The 18621-nt window shown below is 42.7% G+C and carries 17 protein-coding genes; 10 read left to right on the top strand and 7 right to left on the bottom strand.

Annotation, left to right across the window (positions count from 1 at the left end; all coding sequences use genetic code 11):
• Positions 1-2 precede the first annotated feature (2 nt).
• The 7 genes from prpF (at position 3) to G5S32_RS07485 (ending at position 8807) form a co-directional block, all read left to right on the top strand.
• Entirely contained in the window at positions 3-1187 is a 1185-nt protein-coding gene (gene prpF, locus G5S32_RS07515) for a 2-methylaconitate cis-trans isomerase PrpF (protein ID WP_165311434.1), read from the top strand.
• 63 nt (positions 1188-1250) lie between these two features.
• Positions 1251-3128 carry a propionyl-CoA synthetase gene (locus tag G5S32_RS07510; RefSeq protein WP_165311433.1) on the top strand — a complete coding sequence of 626 codons (1878 nt, stop codon included), beginning with the start codon at positions 1251-1253 and terminating at the stop codon, positions 3126-3128.
• Positions 3129-3406: 278 nt separating this feature from the next.
• Entirely contained in the window at positions 3407-3862 is a 456-nt protein-coding gene (locus G5S32_RS07505; RefSeq protein WP_165311432.1) for a MarR family winged helix-turn-helix transcriptional regulator, read from the top strand.
• An 18-nt stretch (positions 3863-3880) separates the two neighbouring features.
• Complete coding sequence (locus tag G5S32_RS07500) at positions 3881-4951, top strand: HlyD family secretion protein (RefSeq protein WP_165311431.1); 1071 nt, start codon at positions 3881-3883, stop codon at positions 4949-4951.
• A 13-nt stretch (positions 4952-4964) separates the two neighbouring features.
• Positions 4965-6488: a DHA2 family efflux MFS transporter permease subunit gene (locus G5S32_RS07495; RefSeq protein ID WP_165311430.1), complete on the top strand. Its 1524-nt coding sequence runs from the start codon at positions 4965-4967 to the stop codon at positions 6486-6488.
• 349 nt (positions 6489-6837) lie between these two features.
• Positions 6838-7314 (top strand): GNAT family N-acetyltransferase, encoded by a 477-nt coding sequence (locus tag G5S32_RS07490; protein ID WP_165311429.1) that lies wholly within the window; start codon positions 6838-6840, stop codon positions 7312-7314.
• Between the two features lie 161 nt (positions 7315-7475).
• On the top strand, positions 7476-8807 hold the full coding sequence (locus G5S32_RS07485; RefSeq protein ID WP_165311428.1) for a bifunctional NUDIX hydrolase/phosphatase PAP2 family protein: 1332 nt from the start codon (positions 7476-7478) through the stop codon (positions 8805-8807).
• 27 nt (positions 8808-8834) lie between these two features.
• Here the strand turns inward: G5S32_RS07485 and G5S32_RS07480 are convergent, their stop codons facing one another.
• Positions 8835-9941, bottom strand: coding sequence for a M20/M25/M40 family metallo-hydrolase (locus G5S32_RS07480; RefSeq protein ID WP_165311427.1), 1107 nt, complete (start codon positions 9939-9941; stop codon positions 8835-8837).
• Positions 9942-10182: 241 nt separating this feature from the next.
• Here G5S32_RS07480 and G5S32_RS07475 point away from each other — a divergent pair, with 241 nt between their 5' ends.
• The 3 genes from G5S32_RS07475 (at position 10183) to G5S32_RS07465 (ending at position 13388) form a co-directional block, all read left to right on the top strand.
• Positions 10183-10653 carry a Dps family protein gene (locus G5S32_RS07475; protein ID WP_165311426.1) on the top strand — a complete coding sequence of 157 codons (471 nt, stop codon included), beginning with the start codon at positions 10183-10185 and terminating at the stop codon, positions 10651-10653.
• A gap of 251 nt (positions 10654-10904) precedes the next feature.
• Positions 10905-11375, top strand: coding sequence for a NanQ anomerase/TabA/YiaL family protein (locus G5S32_RS07470; protein ID WP_165312742.1), 471 nt, complete (start codon positions 10905-10907; stop codon positions 11373-11375).
• Between the two features lie 492 nt (positions 11376-11867).
• Positions 11868-13388, top strand: coding sequence for a hypothetical protein (locus tag G5S32_RS07465; protein WP_165311425.1), 1521 nt, complete (start codon positions 11868-11870; stop codon positions 13386-13388).
• Between the two features lie 155 nt (positions 13389-13543).
• On the opposite strand, the gene G5S32_RS07460 is transcribed toward G5S32_RS07465, so the two are convergent.
• The 6 genes from G5S32_RS07460 to G5S32_RS07435 all read right to left on the bottom strand — a co-directional run bounded on the left by G5S32_RS07460 (position 13544) and on the right by G5S32_RS07435 (position 18590).
• Positions 13544-13963, bottom strand: coding sequence for a GFA family protein (locus G5S32_RS07460; RefSeq protein ID WP_165311424.1), 420 nt, complete (start codon positions 13961-13963; stop codon positions 13544-13546).
• Between the two features lie 226 nt (positions 13964-14189).
• Positions 14190-14897, bottom strand: a complete 708-nt coding sequence (locus tag G5S32_RS07455) for a glycerophosphoryl diester phosphodiesterase (protein WP_165311423.1) — start codon at positions 14895-14897, stop codon at positions 14190-14192.
• A gap of 36 nt (positions 14898-14933) precedes the next feature.
• On the bottom strand, positions 14934-15692 hold the full coding sequence (locus G5S32_RS07450) for a DeoR/GlpR family DNA-binding transcription regulator (protein WP_165311422.1): 759 nt from the start codon (positions 15690-15692) through the stop codon (positions 14934-14936).
• An 8-nt stretch (positions 15693-15700) separates the two neighbouring features.
• Positions 15701-16867, bottom strand: coding sequence for a sn-glycerol-3-phosphate ABC transporter ATP-binding protein UgpC (ugpC, locus tag G5S32_RS07445; protein WP_281347251.1), 1167 nt, complete (start codon positions 16865-16867; stop codon positions 15701-15703).
• Entirely contained in the window at positions 16857-17699 is an 843-nt protein-coding gene (gene ugpE, locus G5S32_RS07440; RefSeq protein WP_165311421.1) for a sn-glycerol-3-phosphate ABC transporter permease UgpE, read from the bottom strand. The genes ugpC and ugpE overlap by 11 nt, the downstream gene beginning before the upstream one ends.
• Before the next feature lie 9 nt (positions 17700-17708).
• Complete coding sequence (locus tag G5S32_RS07435; protein ID WP_165311420.1) at positions 17709-18590, bottom strand: ABC transporter permease subunit; 882 nt, start codon at positions 18588-18590, stop codon at positions 17709-17711.
• Positions 18591-18621 lie beyond the last annotated feature (31 nt).

The raw sequence follows: 18621 nt of genomic DNA, 5'->3' as shown, positions 1-18621 counted from the left end.
GAATGGCTTCTCAAATCAAAGTTCCTGCTACCTATATGCGTGGTGGAACCAGTAAAGGCGTGTTTTTTAGGCTTGATGAGCTACCAAAAGCAGCGCAAGTCGCAGGTGAAGCGCGCGACAAACTTCTGATGCGTATTATCGGTAGCCCAGACCCTTACGGCAAACAAATTGATGGTATGGGCGGCGCTACTTCAAGCACAAGCAAGACGGTAATTGTTTCAAAAAGCGATCGTGCTGACCACGATGTTGATTATCTGTTCGGTCAGGTATCTATCGACAAACCATTTGTTGATTGGAGTGGCAATTGCGGGAACTTGTCTGCAGCTATCGGTCCATTTGCGATTCATGCTGGTCTAATTCCAGAATCGCGGATTCCTGAAAACGGTATTTTAGAAGTTCGTGTATGGCAGGTGAATATCAGTAAAACCATCGTAGTTCATGTACCCATTGTTAATGGAATGGTTCAGGAAACGGGTGATTTTGAACTGGATGGAGTGACGTTTCCAGCCGCAGAAATTCAGGTCGATTTTATGGACCCAGCGGACGGTGAAAGTTCGATGTTCCCAACCGGCAATTTGGTTGATGATTTAATCGTACCTGACGTTGGTACGTTGAATGTCACCATGATCAACGCTGGAATACCAACGATTTTTGTCGATGCTGCTGCTATTGGTTATCAGGGTACGGAATTACAAGAAGATATCAATAACGACATAAAAGCATTGGCGATGTTTGAAAAAATACGTGCACATGGCGCGTTAAAGATGGGCTTAATCCAAGATTTGGAAGAAGCGAAAACAAGACAACATACGCCGAAGGTGGCGTTTGTTGCCAAACCGAAAACGTATCAATCGTCGAGTGGTAAAACCGTTCTAGATTCAGATGTTGATGTACTGGTTAGAGCGCTCTCTATGGGTAAATTGCACCACGCAATGATGGGGACAGCTGCCGTTTCCATCGCTGCGGCGGCTTGTGTACCCGGCACCTTAGTTAATTTGGCGGCAGGTGGTGGAGAAAAAGAATCTGTTACTTTTGGTCATCCGTCCGGAACATTAAAGGTTGGAGCAAAAGCCAGTGCGACTGAAGAAAGCGGCTGGAAAGTAGAAAAAGCCGTTATGAGTCGCAGCGCACGAGTGTTGATGGAAGGTTGGGTGAGAGTGCCTGATGAAACAATCGAAACTTGTTAAGCCAGAACATTATTCCAAGTTGTCTTTGGCAATAAAACTTGGGGTATAAAAAGGAGAAGCACAATGTCTGCGTATTTGAAGGAATATCTATGGGCAAAAGAGCAACCGGAATCGTTCTGGCATGCACAAGCTCAGAAAATCGACTGGTTTGAATTTCCTCAAACCATTTTAAAGAAAGACGAAAATGGTATAGAGCGCTGGTATCCCGATGGCTTACTCAATACCTGTTGGCTAGCACTGGATTACCATTGTGAGCAAGGTCGAGGCGACCAAACAGCGTTGATTTACGATTCTCCCGTAACCGGTAAGAAACAACGTTATAGCTACTTTGCATTACGTGACACTGTAGCGCGTGTTGCAGGTATGCTGGCTGATCAAGGTGTGACGAAAGGCGACCGTGTCATTATCTATATGCCGATGATTCCAGAAGCAGCGATGGCTATGCTGGCTTGCGCGCGTCTTGGTGCGATTCATTCGGTTGTTTTTGGCGGCTTTGCGCCTAATGAATTGGCTGTTCGCATTGAAGATGCTGAGCCTAAAGTCATCATGACCGCTTCCTGTGGGATCGAAATCAGCAAGGTTATTCCATACAAACCAATGGTCGATAAAGCGATCATGGATAGTCGCTGGAAACCAGAAAAAGTAATTGTTTTTCAGCGTCCTGAAAGTATGGCGGATCTCGACAACGAACGTGATTTAGATTGGAGCGCCCAATACGAGAAAGCGCTGCCGCATGCCTGTGTACCGGTTCTGGCGACAGATCCGCTTTACATTCTTTATACGTCAGGTACTACGGGCAAACCGAAAGGTGTTGTTCGTGACAACGGCGGACATGCTGTTGCGATGAAGTACTCGATGAGCTGTATTTACGATATGCCGCAAGATGGAGTGTTTTGGGCAGCCTCTGATGTGGGTTGGGTCGTAGGACATTCTTATATTGTTTACGCACCGCTCATTCACGGCTGTACTACCATTTTGTACGAAGGTAAACCAGTGAGAACTCCTGATCCAGGTGCTTTCTGGCGTGTATGTCAGGAATACAAGGTGACTGCGTTGTTCTCAGCGCCAACCGCTTTTCGAGCCATTAAAAAGGAAGATCCGAACGGTGAGTTCCTCAACCAGTATCGTCTGGACAATCTGAAAACGATATTTATGGCAGGCGAACGGTTAGACCCTCCGACACTTGAATGGGTACAAGAGAAAGCCAACAAACCCGTCATTGATCACTGGTGGCAGACAGAGACTGGTTGGGCAATTGCGGGCAACCCGACAGGTATTGAATTAATGCCTGTTAAAGCAGGGTCTGCAACCAAACCTATTCCGGGCTATCAGGTTGAAATCCTAAACGAATTGGGTGAGGTATTACCGCCAAACCAACAAGGTTTTGTTGCATTGAAACGACCATTACCACCAAGTTGTTTACCAACGGTATGGCGTAATCATGATCGATTTGAAACAGGTTATCTGGCTCAGTTCCCTGATTACTACGTGTCGGGTGATGGCGGCTATCTCGATGAAGAGGGGTACCTGTTCATTATGGGCCGCATCGACGATGTGATTAACGTTGCTGGGCATCGTTTGTCGACGGGTGAGATGGAGGAGATTGTGGGCGCGCACCCAGCCGTTGCTGAATGTGCGGTAGTCGGTGTCCACGATGAACTCAAAGGACAACTCCCATTAGGTTTGGTTGTATTGAAAGACGGTGTAAAAGTTGATCTGGAATCTCTGGAATCTGAACTGGTAAACAGTGTTCGTAGCCATATCGGCGCCGTAGCCTGTTTTAAGCATGCCTTGGTAGTAGAGCGATTACCGAAGACGCGTTCAGGAAAGATATTGCGCCGTATTATCCGTCAGATTGCTGATGGAGAAAGTTACACTGTCCCTTCTACAATTGATGATCCAAGTAGTTTGAATGAACTAGAGAAAATTCTGCACGTTTAATCTGCTGCTGGTACATATTTTCCACTTCTTCATTTCCTGCAAATAAGTTCATGGCGAACTTTTGTGCTCCGCTCGCGGGGCACTTTTTTTTATGTCTTTTTAAATACCCTTCAAAAAAATTACAAATTGAAATACATTGAAAAACAGTAGGTTAATGCAAGAAATATAAGTGAGATGAATTTATAGGCTTTACATATAATAAGTAAAGCTTACTATGTGTAAAACTTTGTTACATATACCAACCCGTAAACCAAAAAATATCCAACATAGGTAATGTTATGACGACTCCATCGATAGGGTATCTGCTTTGGGACGTAACGCGCTTAGTTCGTAAACGTTATGAATCAGCGTCCAGTTCGACATGCTTAACCCTCGCTCAGGCAAAGGCTTTGTCGCACATTGCTTGTAGACAAGGCGTAAAACAGGTGGATTTAGCCGAAGTGTTGGATATCAAGCCAATGACGCTAGTTCGTGTGATCGACTCTTTGGTGGAAGAGGGATTTGTTGAAAGACGTCCCGATCCCACTGACCGACGCGCGCACCTTATCTACTTGTTACCAGCAGCAGATGAACAGCTTAAGAAAGTAAAAAGTGTCGCCAATGGCATATGGGCGGAAGCGCTGGAAGGTATATCGGAACAAGAGAAGGAGCAGTTTATTAGCATGCTCCAACATATTCATAGCAATCTAACTATTGATAACAAGTTAACTATTGATAACAAACCTAAGTCTTAATTTTCAGGAACACCTTGTATGTCTAATACCAAACCAGAGCAGGAAAATTCGGTTTCAACATTAGCGCCTAAATCACGTCGTAAAACGAAGCGCGCCGTTATGCTCTTTATTGTCCCTTTACTGGCAGTGGCTGGCGGTGTCGCTATTTATCTGCACGGTGGTAGATACGTTGAAACAGAAAATGCTTATGTGAAAGCGGATAAAACATCGATCACTTCTGAGGTATCGGGTCGCATCGTTGACGTTCCTGTTGAAGAGAACCAGTTAGTGAAGGCGGGAGATTTATTGCTTCAAATTGATCCAACGTCTTACAAAATAGCAGTAGAGCAGGCTCGCGCCAATTTAAATGATGTGAAGACCACATTAACAACACTCAAAGCAGAATATCAAAGCAAATTAGCAAACATTGAGGTATCGAAAAGCCAACACGATTACCTTAAAAAAGAAGAAAAGCGCCAACTTGATCTGCTGAAGAAAAAGTACACTTCTCAATCTCAATATGATTCAGCACGTCAAAATACACTGCTTGTTGAGCTTGAAGTGAACGCACTAAAAAAAGGATTAAAACAGGTTGAAGAGAGTCTGGGTGGTGATGTAAACGCACCGACCGAACTTCATCCTAAATATCGTGCAGCAGTAGCAGCATTAGACAAAGCAGAAAACGATCTTGCACACGTAAACCTTTATGCACCGGCTGATGGTGTAGTGACAAAAGTAGTAGAGAAAGGTCAGTACATCTCACCGGGAAGTTTGGCAATGATGTTGGTGTCGGATTCGGATATCTGGATTGAGGCAAACTTTACTGAAACTGAATTAACACACGTGAAAACTGGTCAAGATGTTGAAGTGAAAGTGGACTATGCACCGGGCTTTACTTGGAAAGGTACAGTGGAAAGCTTGAGTCCTGCAACAGGTGCTGAGTTCTCAGTTATTCCTGCACAAAACGCAACGGGTAACTGGGTAAAAATTGCTCAACGCTTGCCAATTCGCATTCGTCTAGAGCAAGAAGAAGGTGCTCCTAAACTTCGTGCTGGTTTGAGTGCCGTGGTGACTGTTGACACTAATCATCAACGTCACTTGTCTCTGTAAGCGGAGTTAGACGATGACATCTCACGTCGAAACTAATGCAGATGATAACCAAGGTAGTAAACGATTATTTATTACTTTGTCAGTTATGCTTGCAACGATAATACAAGTACTCGACACCACTATCGCGAATGTTGCACTGCCACACATGAGAGGTACTATGGGGGCTACTCAGGACCAAATTTCCTGGGTATTAACCTCATACATTGTAGCATCAGCCATAGCCATGCCCTTAACTGGTTTTGTTGCAGCTCGTATTGGTCGTAAACGTTTATTTTTGTACTCAGTACTCGGATTCACCTTTGCTTCTGTGCTTTGTGGTGCAGCTCAATCCTTAGAACAAATCATTCTGTTTCGAATTTTGCAGGGTATTTTTGGTGCGAGTTTGGTGCCGCTATCGCAATCTGTACTGCTAGATACTTACCCAACAGAGCAACATGGTTCTGCCATGGCAATGTGGGGAATGGGGGTTATGGTCGGTCCGATCCTTGGTCCGTCATTAGGTGGTTGGCTCACTGAGTATTACAACTGGCGTTGGGTTTTTTATATCAACGTCCCGTTCGGCATTATGGCTTGGATGGGCATTGCCGCTTACGTAAAAGAAACAGCAATCGATACTACACGACGGTTCGACATGTTTGGTTTTGCCTTGCTCGGTCTTTCTATCGGCAGTTTACAAATGTTCTTGGATAGAGGTGAGTCACTTAACTGGTTTTCGAGCCTAGAAGTGATAATTGAAGCCTCATTAGCGGTCTTGGCGTTTTATATGTTTGCAGTGCATATGTTCACGCACAAAGCGCCCTTCCTTGAACCTATGATGTTTAAAGACCGTAACTATGTCGTTGGTTTACTGTTCGGTTTTATGATTGGGATTATATTGCTAGCAACGATGGCATTGTTACCGCCATTTTTACAAAACTACATGGGATATCCAGTACTCGATGTAGGACTATTACTGACACCGCGTGGCTTCGGTACTATGACCGGTATGATGATTGTAGGGCGGGTCGCCAGAAAAATTGATTTACGTTATCTGGTTGCTACGGGTCTAGTCCTTATGATTATTTCTCTGTGGCAGATGACGAAGTTCTCTGTTGATATTACTCGCTGGGAAATAATTTGGACAGGCATCGTACAAGGTTTAGGTTTAGGTTTAGTGTTCGTTCCTCTTTCAACGTTGAGCTTCTCAACTTTAGCTCCGCGCTATCGTAATGAAGCGACGGCTTTGTATAGCTTGGTCAGAAATATTGGTAGCAGTATCGGTATCTCGGTCGTGACCACTTATTTGTCACATCGTGTGCAGATTAACCATGCGGTCTATGCTGAGCACATCAATAACTTCAACCCGGCTTTGCAGGATGCGGTTCAGAAAGGCGCGTATGATCTTTCAACCACTGCTGGGTTAGTCAGTTTAAATAACGTAGTGACTAACCAAGCGGCCATTTTCGGTTACCTGCAAGATTTTAGATTGATGATGTACGTATGTATATTTACCTTGCCACTACTAATTTTGCTACGTAGGCCGGGAGCAAGTAAGTAACACATAAATAAAACGCCCTTTATGGGCGTTTTCTATTAATGAAAAAGATAATAATACCCATCTGGAAAATTAATAGGTCAGTGAAAGCACATCGCTAAGTAACCCCGCTGGGCTAGGGATGGCTCAGTGGATGTTCACGGCGTTTGTTTTCTATGTCCATTTGGTCCATTTGCTATTACGCATACTCAATCTGATCATCTTTTTATCTAGGATGGTATAAAGGTGGCGTCTGTTATTGAAGTTAGAAAAACTAACTATTTGTAATCAGGAAATATTTCGCTTTACGAAGTGTTCTTTTCAACATTATCTTATAAAATCTTAACAAGCTTAATTTTTATGGCATAAAAGCATGTCTGACATTTTGATTGCTCCTGCTCGCGAAGAAGATTTGGAAGAGCTCAATGACCTGATGTATGAACTGCATCATGAACACCATGTTGCCTGTCCAGAGCATTTTAAAACTGCAGAAGATATTGAGCAGGAAAAGAGCATCGCACGTTATCTTGATACTCCTGAATGTTTGGTTTATGTCGCGAAAGATGATGATTCAATCATCGGTTTCATTACTGGCCATTTCTGCGAATTGGTGTCGACAGTCAGTAAGCCAGTACAAATGGGTAGTATCGATGAGCTGTATGTCTTACCTGAATATCGAAAACAGGGAGTAGCAACCTTGCTCTATAAGAAGCTTGAAAAGACATTTATCGATTATGGTGTTCAACAAGTCTTTGTAGAGGTCTGGGCATTTAATCAGAATGCACAACACTTTTATGAAGATACTGGGTTTGAACCTCATATTTCATGGTTAAGAAAATCGGTTAAATAGCTCTAATTACAGAATAAAAAGGTAGAGTAAATTTAGTGTTACAACGTTGGCTGATAGCAGTTTTTTGTATTGTCTCGCTCTGTGTAAACCTGTTGACGGTGCAAGCCCAAGAACAGGTGACTGCTATCGCTCAAAAACAGCCAGCGCCTTATGAGGGCGCCATGTGCGTAATAAAAGCAGATGATAAGCTTGTTCTCGTCAATGAAATCATAACGAAACGACTTTCTGTTCCCGGAGGGACAATTAGGCCCGGAGAGCCTCCTGAAAGAGCGGCTCAAAGAGAAACGTGGGAAGAAACGGGTATTGTCGTTGCGGTAGGTGACGAATTGGGGCGCACAGATAAAGCTGTGTTCTTTGATTGCGTAAGCTCCTCAGAAATCATTGCATATCAACATCAGAATTTGATTGGTGGGCATGAACTTCCGATCTGGTTTGCGCCCGATTACGGAATTGAAGTTTCTAGCGCAACCTTGGTTGATCCATCATATGTCGATTCCCATAAATATCGCTATCCCGATGAGTGGCAGTCTACAATCGACATGTTCCATCGAGCGACGAATCAACCGATTAAAATTGTGGCAGACTTGGTTCAGGCGGCGCCCAATTTTCATCAAACAGAATTGAAGTGGATTCAAGCCTTCCAAATTTGGGTGAATAAACTGCCTGAACAGTGGCGTAATTTTGTTCGTAATCTGCTGTTTAGTGGCAATGTCTTAGCATCACCTATTTGTGGCATCATTTTGTTTCCACTTCTGTATTGGCGCTGTGGTAAATCCGTATGCTACAAAGTCAGTTTCGCCATAAGTATTACTTCATTGCTGTGTCTGTTTGCTCAGCAAGGGTTCGCACTTCCTCGACCACATGTATATTTCCCTTCTTTGCAGCTTATTTCCAGTTACGGCAATGGATTCCCAAGCCTGCCAATAGCAGTGTGGAGCAGCATTGGTATTTTGCTCATGACCGAAAAAGACAGGCTAGGGGGGCAATGGTTTATAGCTGTGTATCTTGTTTCGGCCATTTGGTTGACGCTATCCAAGTTCTACTCAGGTAGTGCTTTTATCGTTGACATGGCAGTAGGTGCTTTCCTTGGCTTGTTAATCACTTGGAATATTGTTCGCTTTGACATAAAACGTACCGAAAAAGCACGAACCATTATGGGGTCTCGACGTATATGGTGGGGAATTAGTCTCGTGGCTGCGGTTTTTACTTATTATTGGCAGCTTCCAGTGTTTTCAGCCTGGTTAGTCGTTTTAGTGGTGATGGCCATTATTACTACGATATTGAAAAGCCAGAGAGAGTATTTATCGTTATTTCAGTGCGTACTGTTTACGGTTATTTTGTCAGCGGTCTATATGAGTATTTCTTATCTCGCGACAACGGTTTCATCAAGCGGCATAGAATCGTTGGTGGTAGAAATTTCTCGATATCCAGCGATTATTATTGTATTTGTTTTGATGATCAAACTAACTGCATCATCAGAAAAGCCCAGTTAAATGGGCTTTTACTTATAAGCGTTCGGCTTAACGAGTCAGATACGCTTTAATGAATTCACTGATCTTCACTAAATCTGCAACAGCAATAAATTCTTCAGTCGTGTGCACTTTAGACATACCTGTCGAGAGGTTAGCTGTGGTCAAGCCTTTCTCATTGAAGTTGTTTGCATCACTACCGCCACCAGTACTCTTAGTGATGGGTTGAACGTCCATTTGTTCAAAGACATGTTTAATTGCTGCAATGTGAGTGTTGTTATCTGCAATCACAAATGCGTTGTAAGAACGCTGTGAGTCTATTTCAACCGTTGCACCATGCTTTTCAGCTACTGCTTCAAACGTTTCAACCATATGCTTTACTTGTGCATCCAATTTATCATTATTCAGTGAACGAGCTTCAGCTACGATGGTCAACTCTGGCATGACGATGTTTGTTGCTAAACCACCGTTTACCATACCGATGTTTGCGGTTGTTTCTTCGTCAATACGCAGTAAATTCATCTTTGTGATTGCATCGGCTGCTACGGAAATAGCGCTAATGCCTTCTTCTGGCGCGAGTCCGGCATGTGCGGGCTTGCCATGAATTGTTACTTTAAGTTTCTGCTGACCTGGAGCTGAGGTAATAATGGTGCCAATTGGACCGCCGCTGTCCAGAACAATCGCGTGATTGGACTTAACGTAGCTCATATCGAAATGTTTTGAGCCCATCAGCCCGCCTTCTTCGTGAACAGTAAATGCGATTTCGATGGTTTGATGTTGTGTTTTTTCTTCTTGCAGTGTTTTGACTGCTTCTAGAATTGCTGCGATGCCTGATTTGTCATCGCCACCGAGAATCGTATTACCTGCAGAACGAATGATTCCGTCTTCAATTACTGGTTGAATTGATTTGCCAGGGCTTACTGTATCCATATGGCAAGAGAATACTGTGCTACCCGCAAGAGCACCTTCAAGACGTGCGTATATGTTGTAGCCGTTTGAAATACTCTCTGGAACTGGAAGCTTGTGAACTTCAAAGCCTAGTTGTTCTAATTTAAGAAAAAGGACATCAGCAATTTGCTTTTCGTTACCTGATTCGCTATCGATTTGGACAAGTTCAAGGAAGTGTTCGATGAGGCGCTGATCGTTGATTGCAGGCATAGGATTATCTCTTGGGGAAAACAGGAGAAGTACCATGCCTTCCAATCCAATGGTTGACCCTGAGATAAATCAAGGAAAAGGCGAAAAGTAAAAGCAGAGGAGTGAAACCAGAGATTATCCGAGTTGATTTTAATAGTTAATCCCTATCAAATCAATGGTTTTATACGATTTCTATTTAACATCGTGAGCGAATATTATTCTTTCAGCGAAACGAAGAATATAAACATTAAGAGGTGATGTTATGAAAAAGAATCTAATTGGTCTCGATAAAGAACAAAGCCTACAGCTAGCAGAAGCATTGAACAATTTACTGGCTAATTATCAGGTGTTTTATATGAACACCCGTGGTTATCATTGGAATATTAAAGGCAAAGAGTTCTTTGAATTACATGCAAAATTTGAAGAAATCTATACAGATTTGCAACTGAAGATTGATGAAATAGCAGAGCGTATTCTGACTCTTGAAGTTCAACCTGTTCACAGCTTTAGTCAGTATTTGGAACGTTCAAAAATTAAAGAGCACACCAATGCAACTGACGGTGTAAGTACGATGAAAGGTTTAGTTGAAGGATTTAGCTCACTGGTTGCTCAGCAACGTAAAGTGCTTGGTTACGCTTCCGAAGTGGGGGATGAAGGTACAGCAGCATTAATGAGTGACTACATTCGAGACCAAGAGAAGCTGATTTGGATGTTAAGTGCATGGCTCGATTAAGCACTGGCATCGTTTTAAAACATTCGCATGCGCCAATCTAACGGATTGGCGTTTTGCGTTTTGTTCGATTGTGTTCGATATATGCACGGTTCTGCTTGTAGAATGTACCGTGAGATTGACCTATATCAGGATAGTCTCATTTATTTTTGGTTTAATTTGTTTTTATTAAAACAACGTTTCAATCATCACATTTTCTCCTTTCAGAGAAAGCTAAAATGAGTAAGTTGTTACACTTATATAGGATCAATGTCGTGTTTGTAGGTAAAACGTCACAACTTGAGTTTGCTGGTTTCCTTGCTCCAGAACTTAAGAAAATTATTGCTTCAGTACTAGACCGTCTAGAGACTCCACTTGAAAACGGCCGTCACGAGATCGAAGGCGCTAATGCATATTTTATGTTGGTGAATGATCACACCCAACTTCTAGAACAACGTAAATCAGAGTGTCACAGCCGTTACCTTGATGTACAAATTCTATTAGAAGGTAACGAATCATTTGGTTACAGTCTAACTCCTTACAAAGGTTTAGACGAAGATATGTTAGCTGAGAAAGATTTAGCATTCAGTGAGCAAATGGACGTTGAACACTTCGCTAAGCTAACTGCGGGTGAGTTTATCGTATTCTACCCAGGTCAACCTCACCGCCCATTGGTTGCTGTTGATGATAAGCCAATGCCTGTACGTAAAGTTGTTATCAAAGTAGATAAAGCGCTGTTTGCGTAATCTACGACGATTTTTCGATATAAAAGCGCCCGCAATTGCGGGCGTTTGTTTTTCTGTAACGGTGAGATTTATTGAAGGAAAAAGTTTGTATCGAAACCGGCATTATCTTGTCTTAATTATCTTCAATGATCCGCTAAAAAGTGATCATTCTTGAGTTCGATTGCCTTCCTAAACCAAAGTAGACGACTATAAAGCCTGATCATTTACAAAATTATTTTTGGACAAAAGTTTGCTTGCGTAGATCCCCCATAATCCCAATTTCAGTTAATTTGTTGTATGCCAAAATATCAAAGGCCGCCTTTGTTAGTTGCCCCTACCTCAAAATTCTTAACCATTTAAAACTAAAACAGTACCCAAACCCTAGTCCTAACCTATCAGGATGTGCCAACCGTTTCTTTTTTAATCAACCAATTAATAATTCACAAATAATCAATGACATACATAATTCGATGGGTAAACTAAGTTCGGCCAAAAAAAGGAGTCCCAAATATAATGAATAAAAAAATGAGTGTTGTTGCTTTGGCAGTAATGGCTACATCGCATGTGGTATACGCAACTTCAGAAATAGAAAGTTGGTTTTCAAGTAACTTTACACAAGTAAGCGCCTCTGATTATAAAGATTATCAAGTCAGATTCTTTGTTAGTTCAGACTCGAGCTCACCGAGTCATGCAAGTGGAACTGATTGTGGTGGGGTACTTATAGCGGGACAATACATTTTAACGCTGGCTGAATGTGTAGGCACATATAGTGATGATTATGTAGATGGTGTCAGACAGTTCCCCACTTATATATCATCGGGTTCAAGTAATGAAATTATAGTTTCGCAGGGAGTGAATATCGACCAGCCTAGGCATGAATATACAACAACGTACTCGGTGGTAAACTTAATAGACGACAGTGGCACCGACTTTATTAGTGAATTTAAGAAAGAGTACGAATATGTGACCAGTCGCTATGAGTATGTCAATTGGACAGAAGAAGGACTGAGCGACAGCGATATACGCAAGAATATGTCTTTCGATATTGCATTGATAAAGCTCGGGACAGCGATCCCTCAGTTAACGCAACCAAAGCTTAGCGCTATATTTAATTCCGATTCAAATACATTCAAAATCACTAGTCCAACCACGTTAACATATCAAAGCTGGTTGCAAACAAACTCGAACTACAGCGAAACAAGAACTTTTGGTTCAAATTACCTTTATTGGCAGAATGCCACCTATATTGCGACAACGGGAGGCAACGGTACAATTCAGAATAGGTATACCCCCAACGTTCCTGATATGGGCGGCAATTATTGCGCAAGCGGATCACTTATTTACGATGAAGTTTCGAAAGAATATATAGAGCAACCAAATGGTTGTAGTTATTATTCTGGTGGAGGGGTGATGCTGGTGGAACCTAGCACTTCTAGCTCAGCAGAGGTTTACGCCAACATTATTTTAGGGTTACCACTTCGTTCTGATAATACTATTTATGCGCTTTCAATGCATGAGACAGACATAAACGGTTCTTATGGAACTGGCGGTGCATTTGATGCATTAACCTTGACTTGGTATATGCCGTATTTGAAACGTGCAATCAATGCTGTTGCTGCGCCAAACTCTGTGAATTTCGAAAGTGACGATGACAGTTTCGAAACGACACTCACCATACAAAACTTCACAGATAGCGATGAGACGTTGGCACCTTTTATACAAGGTGATGACTCTGACCAATTCGTTGTAAGCGGTTGTGAAGTTACTCTGGGTTCTATGGAAAGCTGTGAACTAACCGTTACATATACAGGTGTAAGCACCAATAGCGAGAGTATTTCAGGCGCTGAAAATGCAACAGTATCATCAACCGTTTATCTCGGTAATACGACAAATACTTCATTTCCGATAAGCTATGCAGACGGCGATGCAAATAGCGCGACAAGAGATTCATCTGGAGGCGGCTCATTTGGTATCATCTCACTCATGGGATTAGCCGTATTTGGTTTGATTCGATTTAGAAAAGTGAACGTCTAATCATAAAAACCACCAGTATTAACATGATGCTGGTGGACATCTCAATTCTGTAAGTGTATGACTTATTTTTATGGCTAGAACGCGTCAACTTAATAAGATATGGGGCATAAATAATATAGTCCATGGCGAGTATGATGAGTCCTCATACATATTATTTAGTTGTTAACTTGCTCCGGTAGTTCTTCATAGTTAGGCACATTATCTAAATACCTAAACCAGTTTACACAACTGCTCACAAAGATTTTTGCTGTAGGCTCAATTGAAATTACGCTATCTAGGCTACCAGCGGGAACCACAACACTGTTAATACTTTCAGCTATAGTGGGAAGTGCAGACCCACATATTTGACAAAAGCTTTTTGCATGCATTGAGTTTAGATGCTGGTAGGTTTTAACGTCACTTTCACCTTGTAGCCAAGTTAAAGTGCTTGCTTTAGCAAATAGATTAGCAGCATGAGCAGAACCAGTATCCTTTTGGCAACGAGTACAGTGACACAAAAAGAAAGACTGGAAATCACCAGAAAGCTCATATTTCACTCTACCACAAAGGCATGAACCTTGATGTTTATTGGTCATGAAACCCTCCTTAGTTTCGTTTGCACATTGGCTTCATTAGGTAGTGTAAACCGTAGCATAGTCAAGAATGACAAGCCGATATGTATAAATGTTAACCATAATCATACTGAATCATTAAAGAAAATTGGTCAAACGCGAGGGACTTAGAATGATGCGAGTTTGCGTTCTATACCTAATTACTGTTGCACCAATGTATAATCTGATCATCTTTCTACCTAGAATGAAATCAGATAAACCGACTTGGCCAGTCAGAGAAAATTGCATCGACTTTATCTAGAAGAGGGAAACGCTCAGCTTCATTTACTGTGTAGCACCAAATCTGATATTGATGCTGACGTAAATACTGGATGTGTTTCTCGGTTATCCACTTATAGTTGAGGTTGCAACTGAACGCATTTACTTCGTCTAGCAGTTCTTTATCTTTGGTTGATAGACGTTCGCTCAGTACACCCAATTTGTAGCCTGCACAATGTTGGTGGAGCTCGCGAATGATGTCATGGCTAAAACTAGAAAGTACGATCTGTTCTTTTGCGATAGGGTGTTGGTCTAACTGCTGCTTGAGTTGTGAAACAACACTGGTCACGTCATGCTTATCAACTTTAACTTCGAGATTCAGACCAAGCTGATGCTGCTGAGCAAGTTCCAGCAGTTCTTCCAAGGTCATAATGCCTTCACCTTTAAACTGTGGTGCAAACCAAGCACCAAAATCAAAGGCTTTCAGTTCATCGAGAGTATAGGCATCGACGCGACCTTTACCGTTGCTACAACGATTTATCGTGTGATCATGGCAAACGATCAGTACGTTGTCTTTTGTTGGCTGAATATCGACTTCAACCCAAGATAAGCCCATATCAATTGCGGCTTGGACACTGACGCGAGTATTTTCTGGATAGGTGCCTGCAACACCTCTGTGACCGACAACGATCAGAGACATACAAATTCCTTTGTTGAAAACGAGAGCAGCAAGATGTTATGCAACCACCAATTCTACTTGGTGTGTGTAGCACAACGTCGTAAATTCATGGGTGGCTTCATCGGCGAATAATTTATGCATTTCCGACAACTCACCACTGACCACGGGAGCATAACGCCCAAATTTGGTTTTGTCTGCAACTAACCAGCATTGCTGGCTCTGCTCGATAATGGCTCGGGTTAAGTTAGACTCTTCTGGCGTGAAATCAAGTAGTTGACCTTTGGAATTGAAACCACCGACACCAAAGATACCGACTTTAATGTTGAACTGTCGGTAAAAACGGGTTGTGGTTTCTCCTACGGTATCTTCATCTGAAGGACGCACTGCGCCCCCAGCAAGGTAGATAGCGATATTGGGGTTGCGGCTTAGTATTAATGCCGCGTTAATATTGTTTGTCACCACCGTCAGACCCGGATGATCAAGTAACGCCTGAGCGACGTATTTCGGTGTGGTACCGATACCAAGAAAGATGCTGGTTCCTTCTTCAAGTTCGGTGACCACACGCTGTGCGATTTTCTGTTTTGCAGAGAGATTAATCAGTTCTCGATTAGTAAATGACAAGTTGTCATTAGGGCTTGGCAAGGTAATCCCACCATGAACTCGGCGTACCATGCCTTTATCACTGAGATCATTCATATCCTTACGAATCGTTTGAACCGACACCTCGAAGCGGTGTGACAGCAGATCACTGGACAACACGCCATGAGCGTGTTGCAGGTACTCGAGTATCTGTTTTTGTCTGGTAGATAAACTCACATCAATCCTTATGCAATCGCTCGTTTAGCCAATGAACTAGGGCACAAACGCTTTCCCTGTACATCGAAAAGATGAAGGTTACTGCGTGACACTGAGATGCTTAGCGGCTGATTGTGTTCAAGATGCATTTCCGCTGTGACAGCGATAAAGCTGTCATCGTTATAGACGCCAGTTAAGCTACCATGAACCAATTGGTTAGGTCCTAATGGTTCTACAACATGTATTGATAGCTCCAACGAAATGGAATCATGACTTGAGTTCGCGCTAGTGATCTCAGCGTGCTCAGGACGTACACCGAGAGTAATGTTCTCGATGCTTAAGCCATCATACTCTGGTAAGAAAAATTGCTTACCCGCAACGTGTAGTTGACCGTTCTGTAATGTCGCTGGCATAAAGTTCATGGCTGGACTGCCTATAAAACTTGCCACAAAAGTGCTTGCTGGTTTGTGGTATACCTCTGCAGGTGTTCCCACTTGTTCAATTTCACCTAACTTCAACACCACAATTCGGTCTGCCAAGGTCATCGCTTCTACTTGGTCATGAGTAACGTAAACACTAGTAACACCAAGCTCTCTTTGTAGCTTTTTAATTTCCAATCGCATGTGCGCTCGCAACGCAGCATCGAGGTTCGATAATGGCTCATCAAATAGAAATAACTGAGGATCGCGAACGATAGCGCGTCCCATAGCTACGCGCTGACGTTGTCCGCCAGATAGTTTGGCTGGTTTACGATCTAAGTACTCTTCGATTTTGAGTGTTTTAGCCACTTTCTCAATTTTCAGTTCAATGGTGTTTTTATCCACACCACGGTTTTTCAGCCCATAGGCTAAGTTGTTGTAAACACTCATGTGCGGATAGAGAGCGTAGTTCTGAAATACCATAGCTATGTCGCGTTTGGCTGGTTTTTCTGTATCTACGCGACGACCCGCTAAATGTATTTCGCCGCTGGTGATAGTTTCTAATCCAGCGATTGAACGCAGGATAGAAGATTTGCCACAGCCAGAAGGGCCAACAAGTACGAGAAATTCGCCTTTATCGATAGACAAGTCTACGCCTTTTACTGCTTGATGACCGTTTTCGTATGTTTTAACAAGTTGTTTGATATCTAACATTACGTTGTCCTGCTTAATGCTCGCAGAGCTGTGTACGAGATGCATTGAATGACTATTTTTCACTTTCTATTAATCCTTTGACGAACCAACGTTGAAATATCACCACGACCAAAACGGGTGGCAACATAGCGAGAATGACCATGGCGAAGGCATAGTCGTAGCGTGGGCTATTGGTTTCATTGATGTTATTCAATATCTGCTTGATACCCATAACGATGGTGTTGTACTGCTCATCAGTGGTCATCATGATTGGCCATAAATACTGGTTCCAACCCACAACAAACATAATGATGAATATCGCTGTCATCATGGTTTTGGATAGCGGAAATAAGATGTCGATAAAGAAGCGAATAGGGCCTGCATTATCCAACTGAGCAGCTTCGAGTAACTCGTCTGGAATCGTTTTGAAAAACTGACGAAAAAAGAAGGTCGCTGTAGCCGATGCAATCAAAGGAAGAATTAAACCGGAATAGCTGTTGAGCATCCCCAAACTTGAAACGACTTCATAGGAAGGGATAATTCGAACTTCCAATGGAAGCAGCAAAGTGACAAAGATCAGCCAGAACCAAGCGCTGGCATACGGTAAGCGGAAATAAACTAACGCGTAGGCCGCCATCATTGAAATGATGATTTTCCCAATAGCAAAACCTAGCCCCATGATGACGGAGTTAAAGATCATGGTTTGCGCGGTTACATCGCCCGTAAAACCTAAGCTTTTGTTCCATGCTTCGTTGTAAACAGCCGAAAAGTTGTTGCCAATGTCCCACTGTAAACCTTGGCTGACTAATACGTTTGGCTCATGAGTTGAACTGGCGAATATCAACCATAGCGGCACCAACATAAAAAGAGCCCCAAGGATCAATATCAAATGATCGGAAAGAGAATTGCTTTTCATGATATCTCCTCAGTAATGCACACGTTTTTCGACAAATCGGAACTGTATGAAGGTCAACGCCAACACCAGCAGTAATAAAACGACTGATTGAGCTGAGCTGCCGCCTAAATCTGCGCCGACAAATCCATCACGGTAGACTTTGTAAACCAATGACGTTGTAGAGCCACCGGGGCCGCCGTCGGTGAGAGTGTCGATCACACCAAAGGTGTCGAAAAATGCGTAAGTCAGGTTAATGACCAACAAGAAGAATCCGGTTGGTGCAAGAAGCGGGAAAGTAATCGTCCAGAAACGTTTGCTGTCACTGACACAATCCAATGTCGCCGCTTCTTTCACGGCATAAGAAATGGATTGGAGACCCGCGAGGAAATAGACAAAATTGACCGCTACCTGTTTCCAGACTGATACCAGAATCAAAGCAATGGTGGCGTCAAGCGGATCAGTTTGAACACTGAATTTCCAACCAATGTGTTCTAAGAAATCTGTAAGTACACCGATGTGCGGGTTAAATAGGAAGCCACCAATAATCCCAGCAATAGCCGGAGCCACTGCATAGACCCAAGTGAGTGTGACTTTGTATGCGCTCTGACCGTGAATCACATTATCGGCTTTGACCGCCAGTAAAAGCGCAATGGCTAACGAGAGAAATGAGACAAGAATAGAAAAAATGAGCGTGAATCCAAGAGACTCTAAATATTCGGTAGACTGAAAAAGAATCTGGTAATTTTCAAACCAGACAAACGTTGAAGACATACCCCAAGGGTCTTCAAGCATGAATGAGAGATAAACGGCTTTTGCTGCTGGATAGACGAAGAAAATGGCAATAATGGCGATTTGCGGAGCAAGCAAAAAGTAGGGCATGGGAGAGTGAAAGAATTGTTGTCGACGTTCCACAAGCTTTGTCCAATAGGTGTAAAGAAAATGC

It is taken from the genome of Vibrio ziniensis, assembly GCF_011064285.1.
In the GTDB taxonomy this organism is placed as follows: Bacteria; Pseudomonadota; Gammaproteobacteria; order Enterobacterales; family Vibrionaceae; genus Vibrio; species Vibrio ziniensis.
The sequence above is the reverse complement of the archived record's forward strand: the minus strand, read 5'-3'. Positions and strand labels throughout refer to the sequence as shown.

Coding starts and splice junctions, on each gene's coding strand:
- G5S32_RS07460 (WP_165311424.1), bottom strand. CDS start 13,963: ATGACCAATAAACATCAAGGTTCATGCCTTTGTGGTAGAGTGAAATAT.
- G5S32_RS07500 (WP_165311431.1), top strand. CDS start 3,881: ATGTCTAATACCAAACCAGAGCAGGAAAATTCGGTTTCAACATTAGCG.
- G5S32_RS07455 (WP_165311423.1), bottom strand. CDS start 14,897: ATGTCTCTGATCGTTGTCGGTCACAGAGGTGTTGCAGGCACCTATCCA.
- G5S32_RS07480 (WP_165311427.1), bottom strand. CDS start 9,941: ATGCCTGCAATCAACGATCAGCGCCTCATCGAACACTTCCTTGAACTT.
- G5S32_RS07505 (WP_165311432.1), top strand. CDS start 3,407: ATGACGACTCCATCGATAGGGTATCTGCTTTGGGACGTAACGCGCTTA.
- G5S32_RS07490 (WP_165311429.1), top strand. CDS start 6,838: ATGTCTGACATTTTGATTGCTCCTGCTCGCGAAGAAGATTTGGAAGAG.
- ugpE (WP_165311421.1), bottom strand. CDS start 17,699: ATGAAAAGCAATTCTCTTTCCGATCATTTGATATTGATCCTTGGGGCT.
- G5S32_RS07465 (WP_165311425.1), top strand. CDS start 11,868: ATGAATAAAAAAATGAGTGTTGTTGCTTTGGCAGTAATGGCTACATCG.
- G5S32_RS07510 (WP_165311433.1), top strand. CDS start 1,251: ATGTCTGCGTATTTGAAGGAATATCTATGGGCAAAAGAGCAACCGGAA.
- G5S32_RS07485 (WP_165311428.1), top strand. CDS start 7,476: ATGTGCGTAATAAAAGCAGATGATAAGCTTGTTCTCGTCAATGAAATC.
- G5S32_RS07475 (WP_165311426.1), top strand. CDS start 10,183: ATGAAAAAGAATCTAATTGGTCTCGATAAAGAACAAAGCCTACAGCTA.
- prpF (WP_165311434.1), top strand. CDS start 3: ATGGCTTCTCAAATCAAAGTTCCTGCTACCTATATGCGTGGTGGAACC.
- G5S32_RS07495 (WP_165311430.1), top strand. CDS start 4,965: ATGACATCTCACGTCGAAACTAATGCAGATGATAACCAAGGTAGTAAA.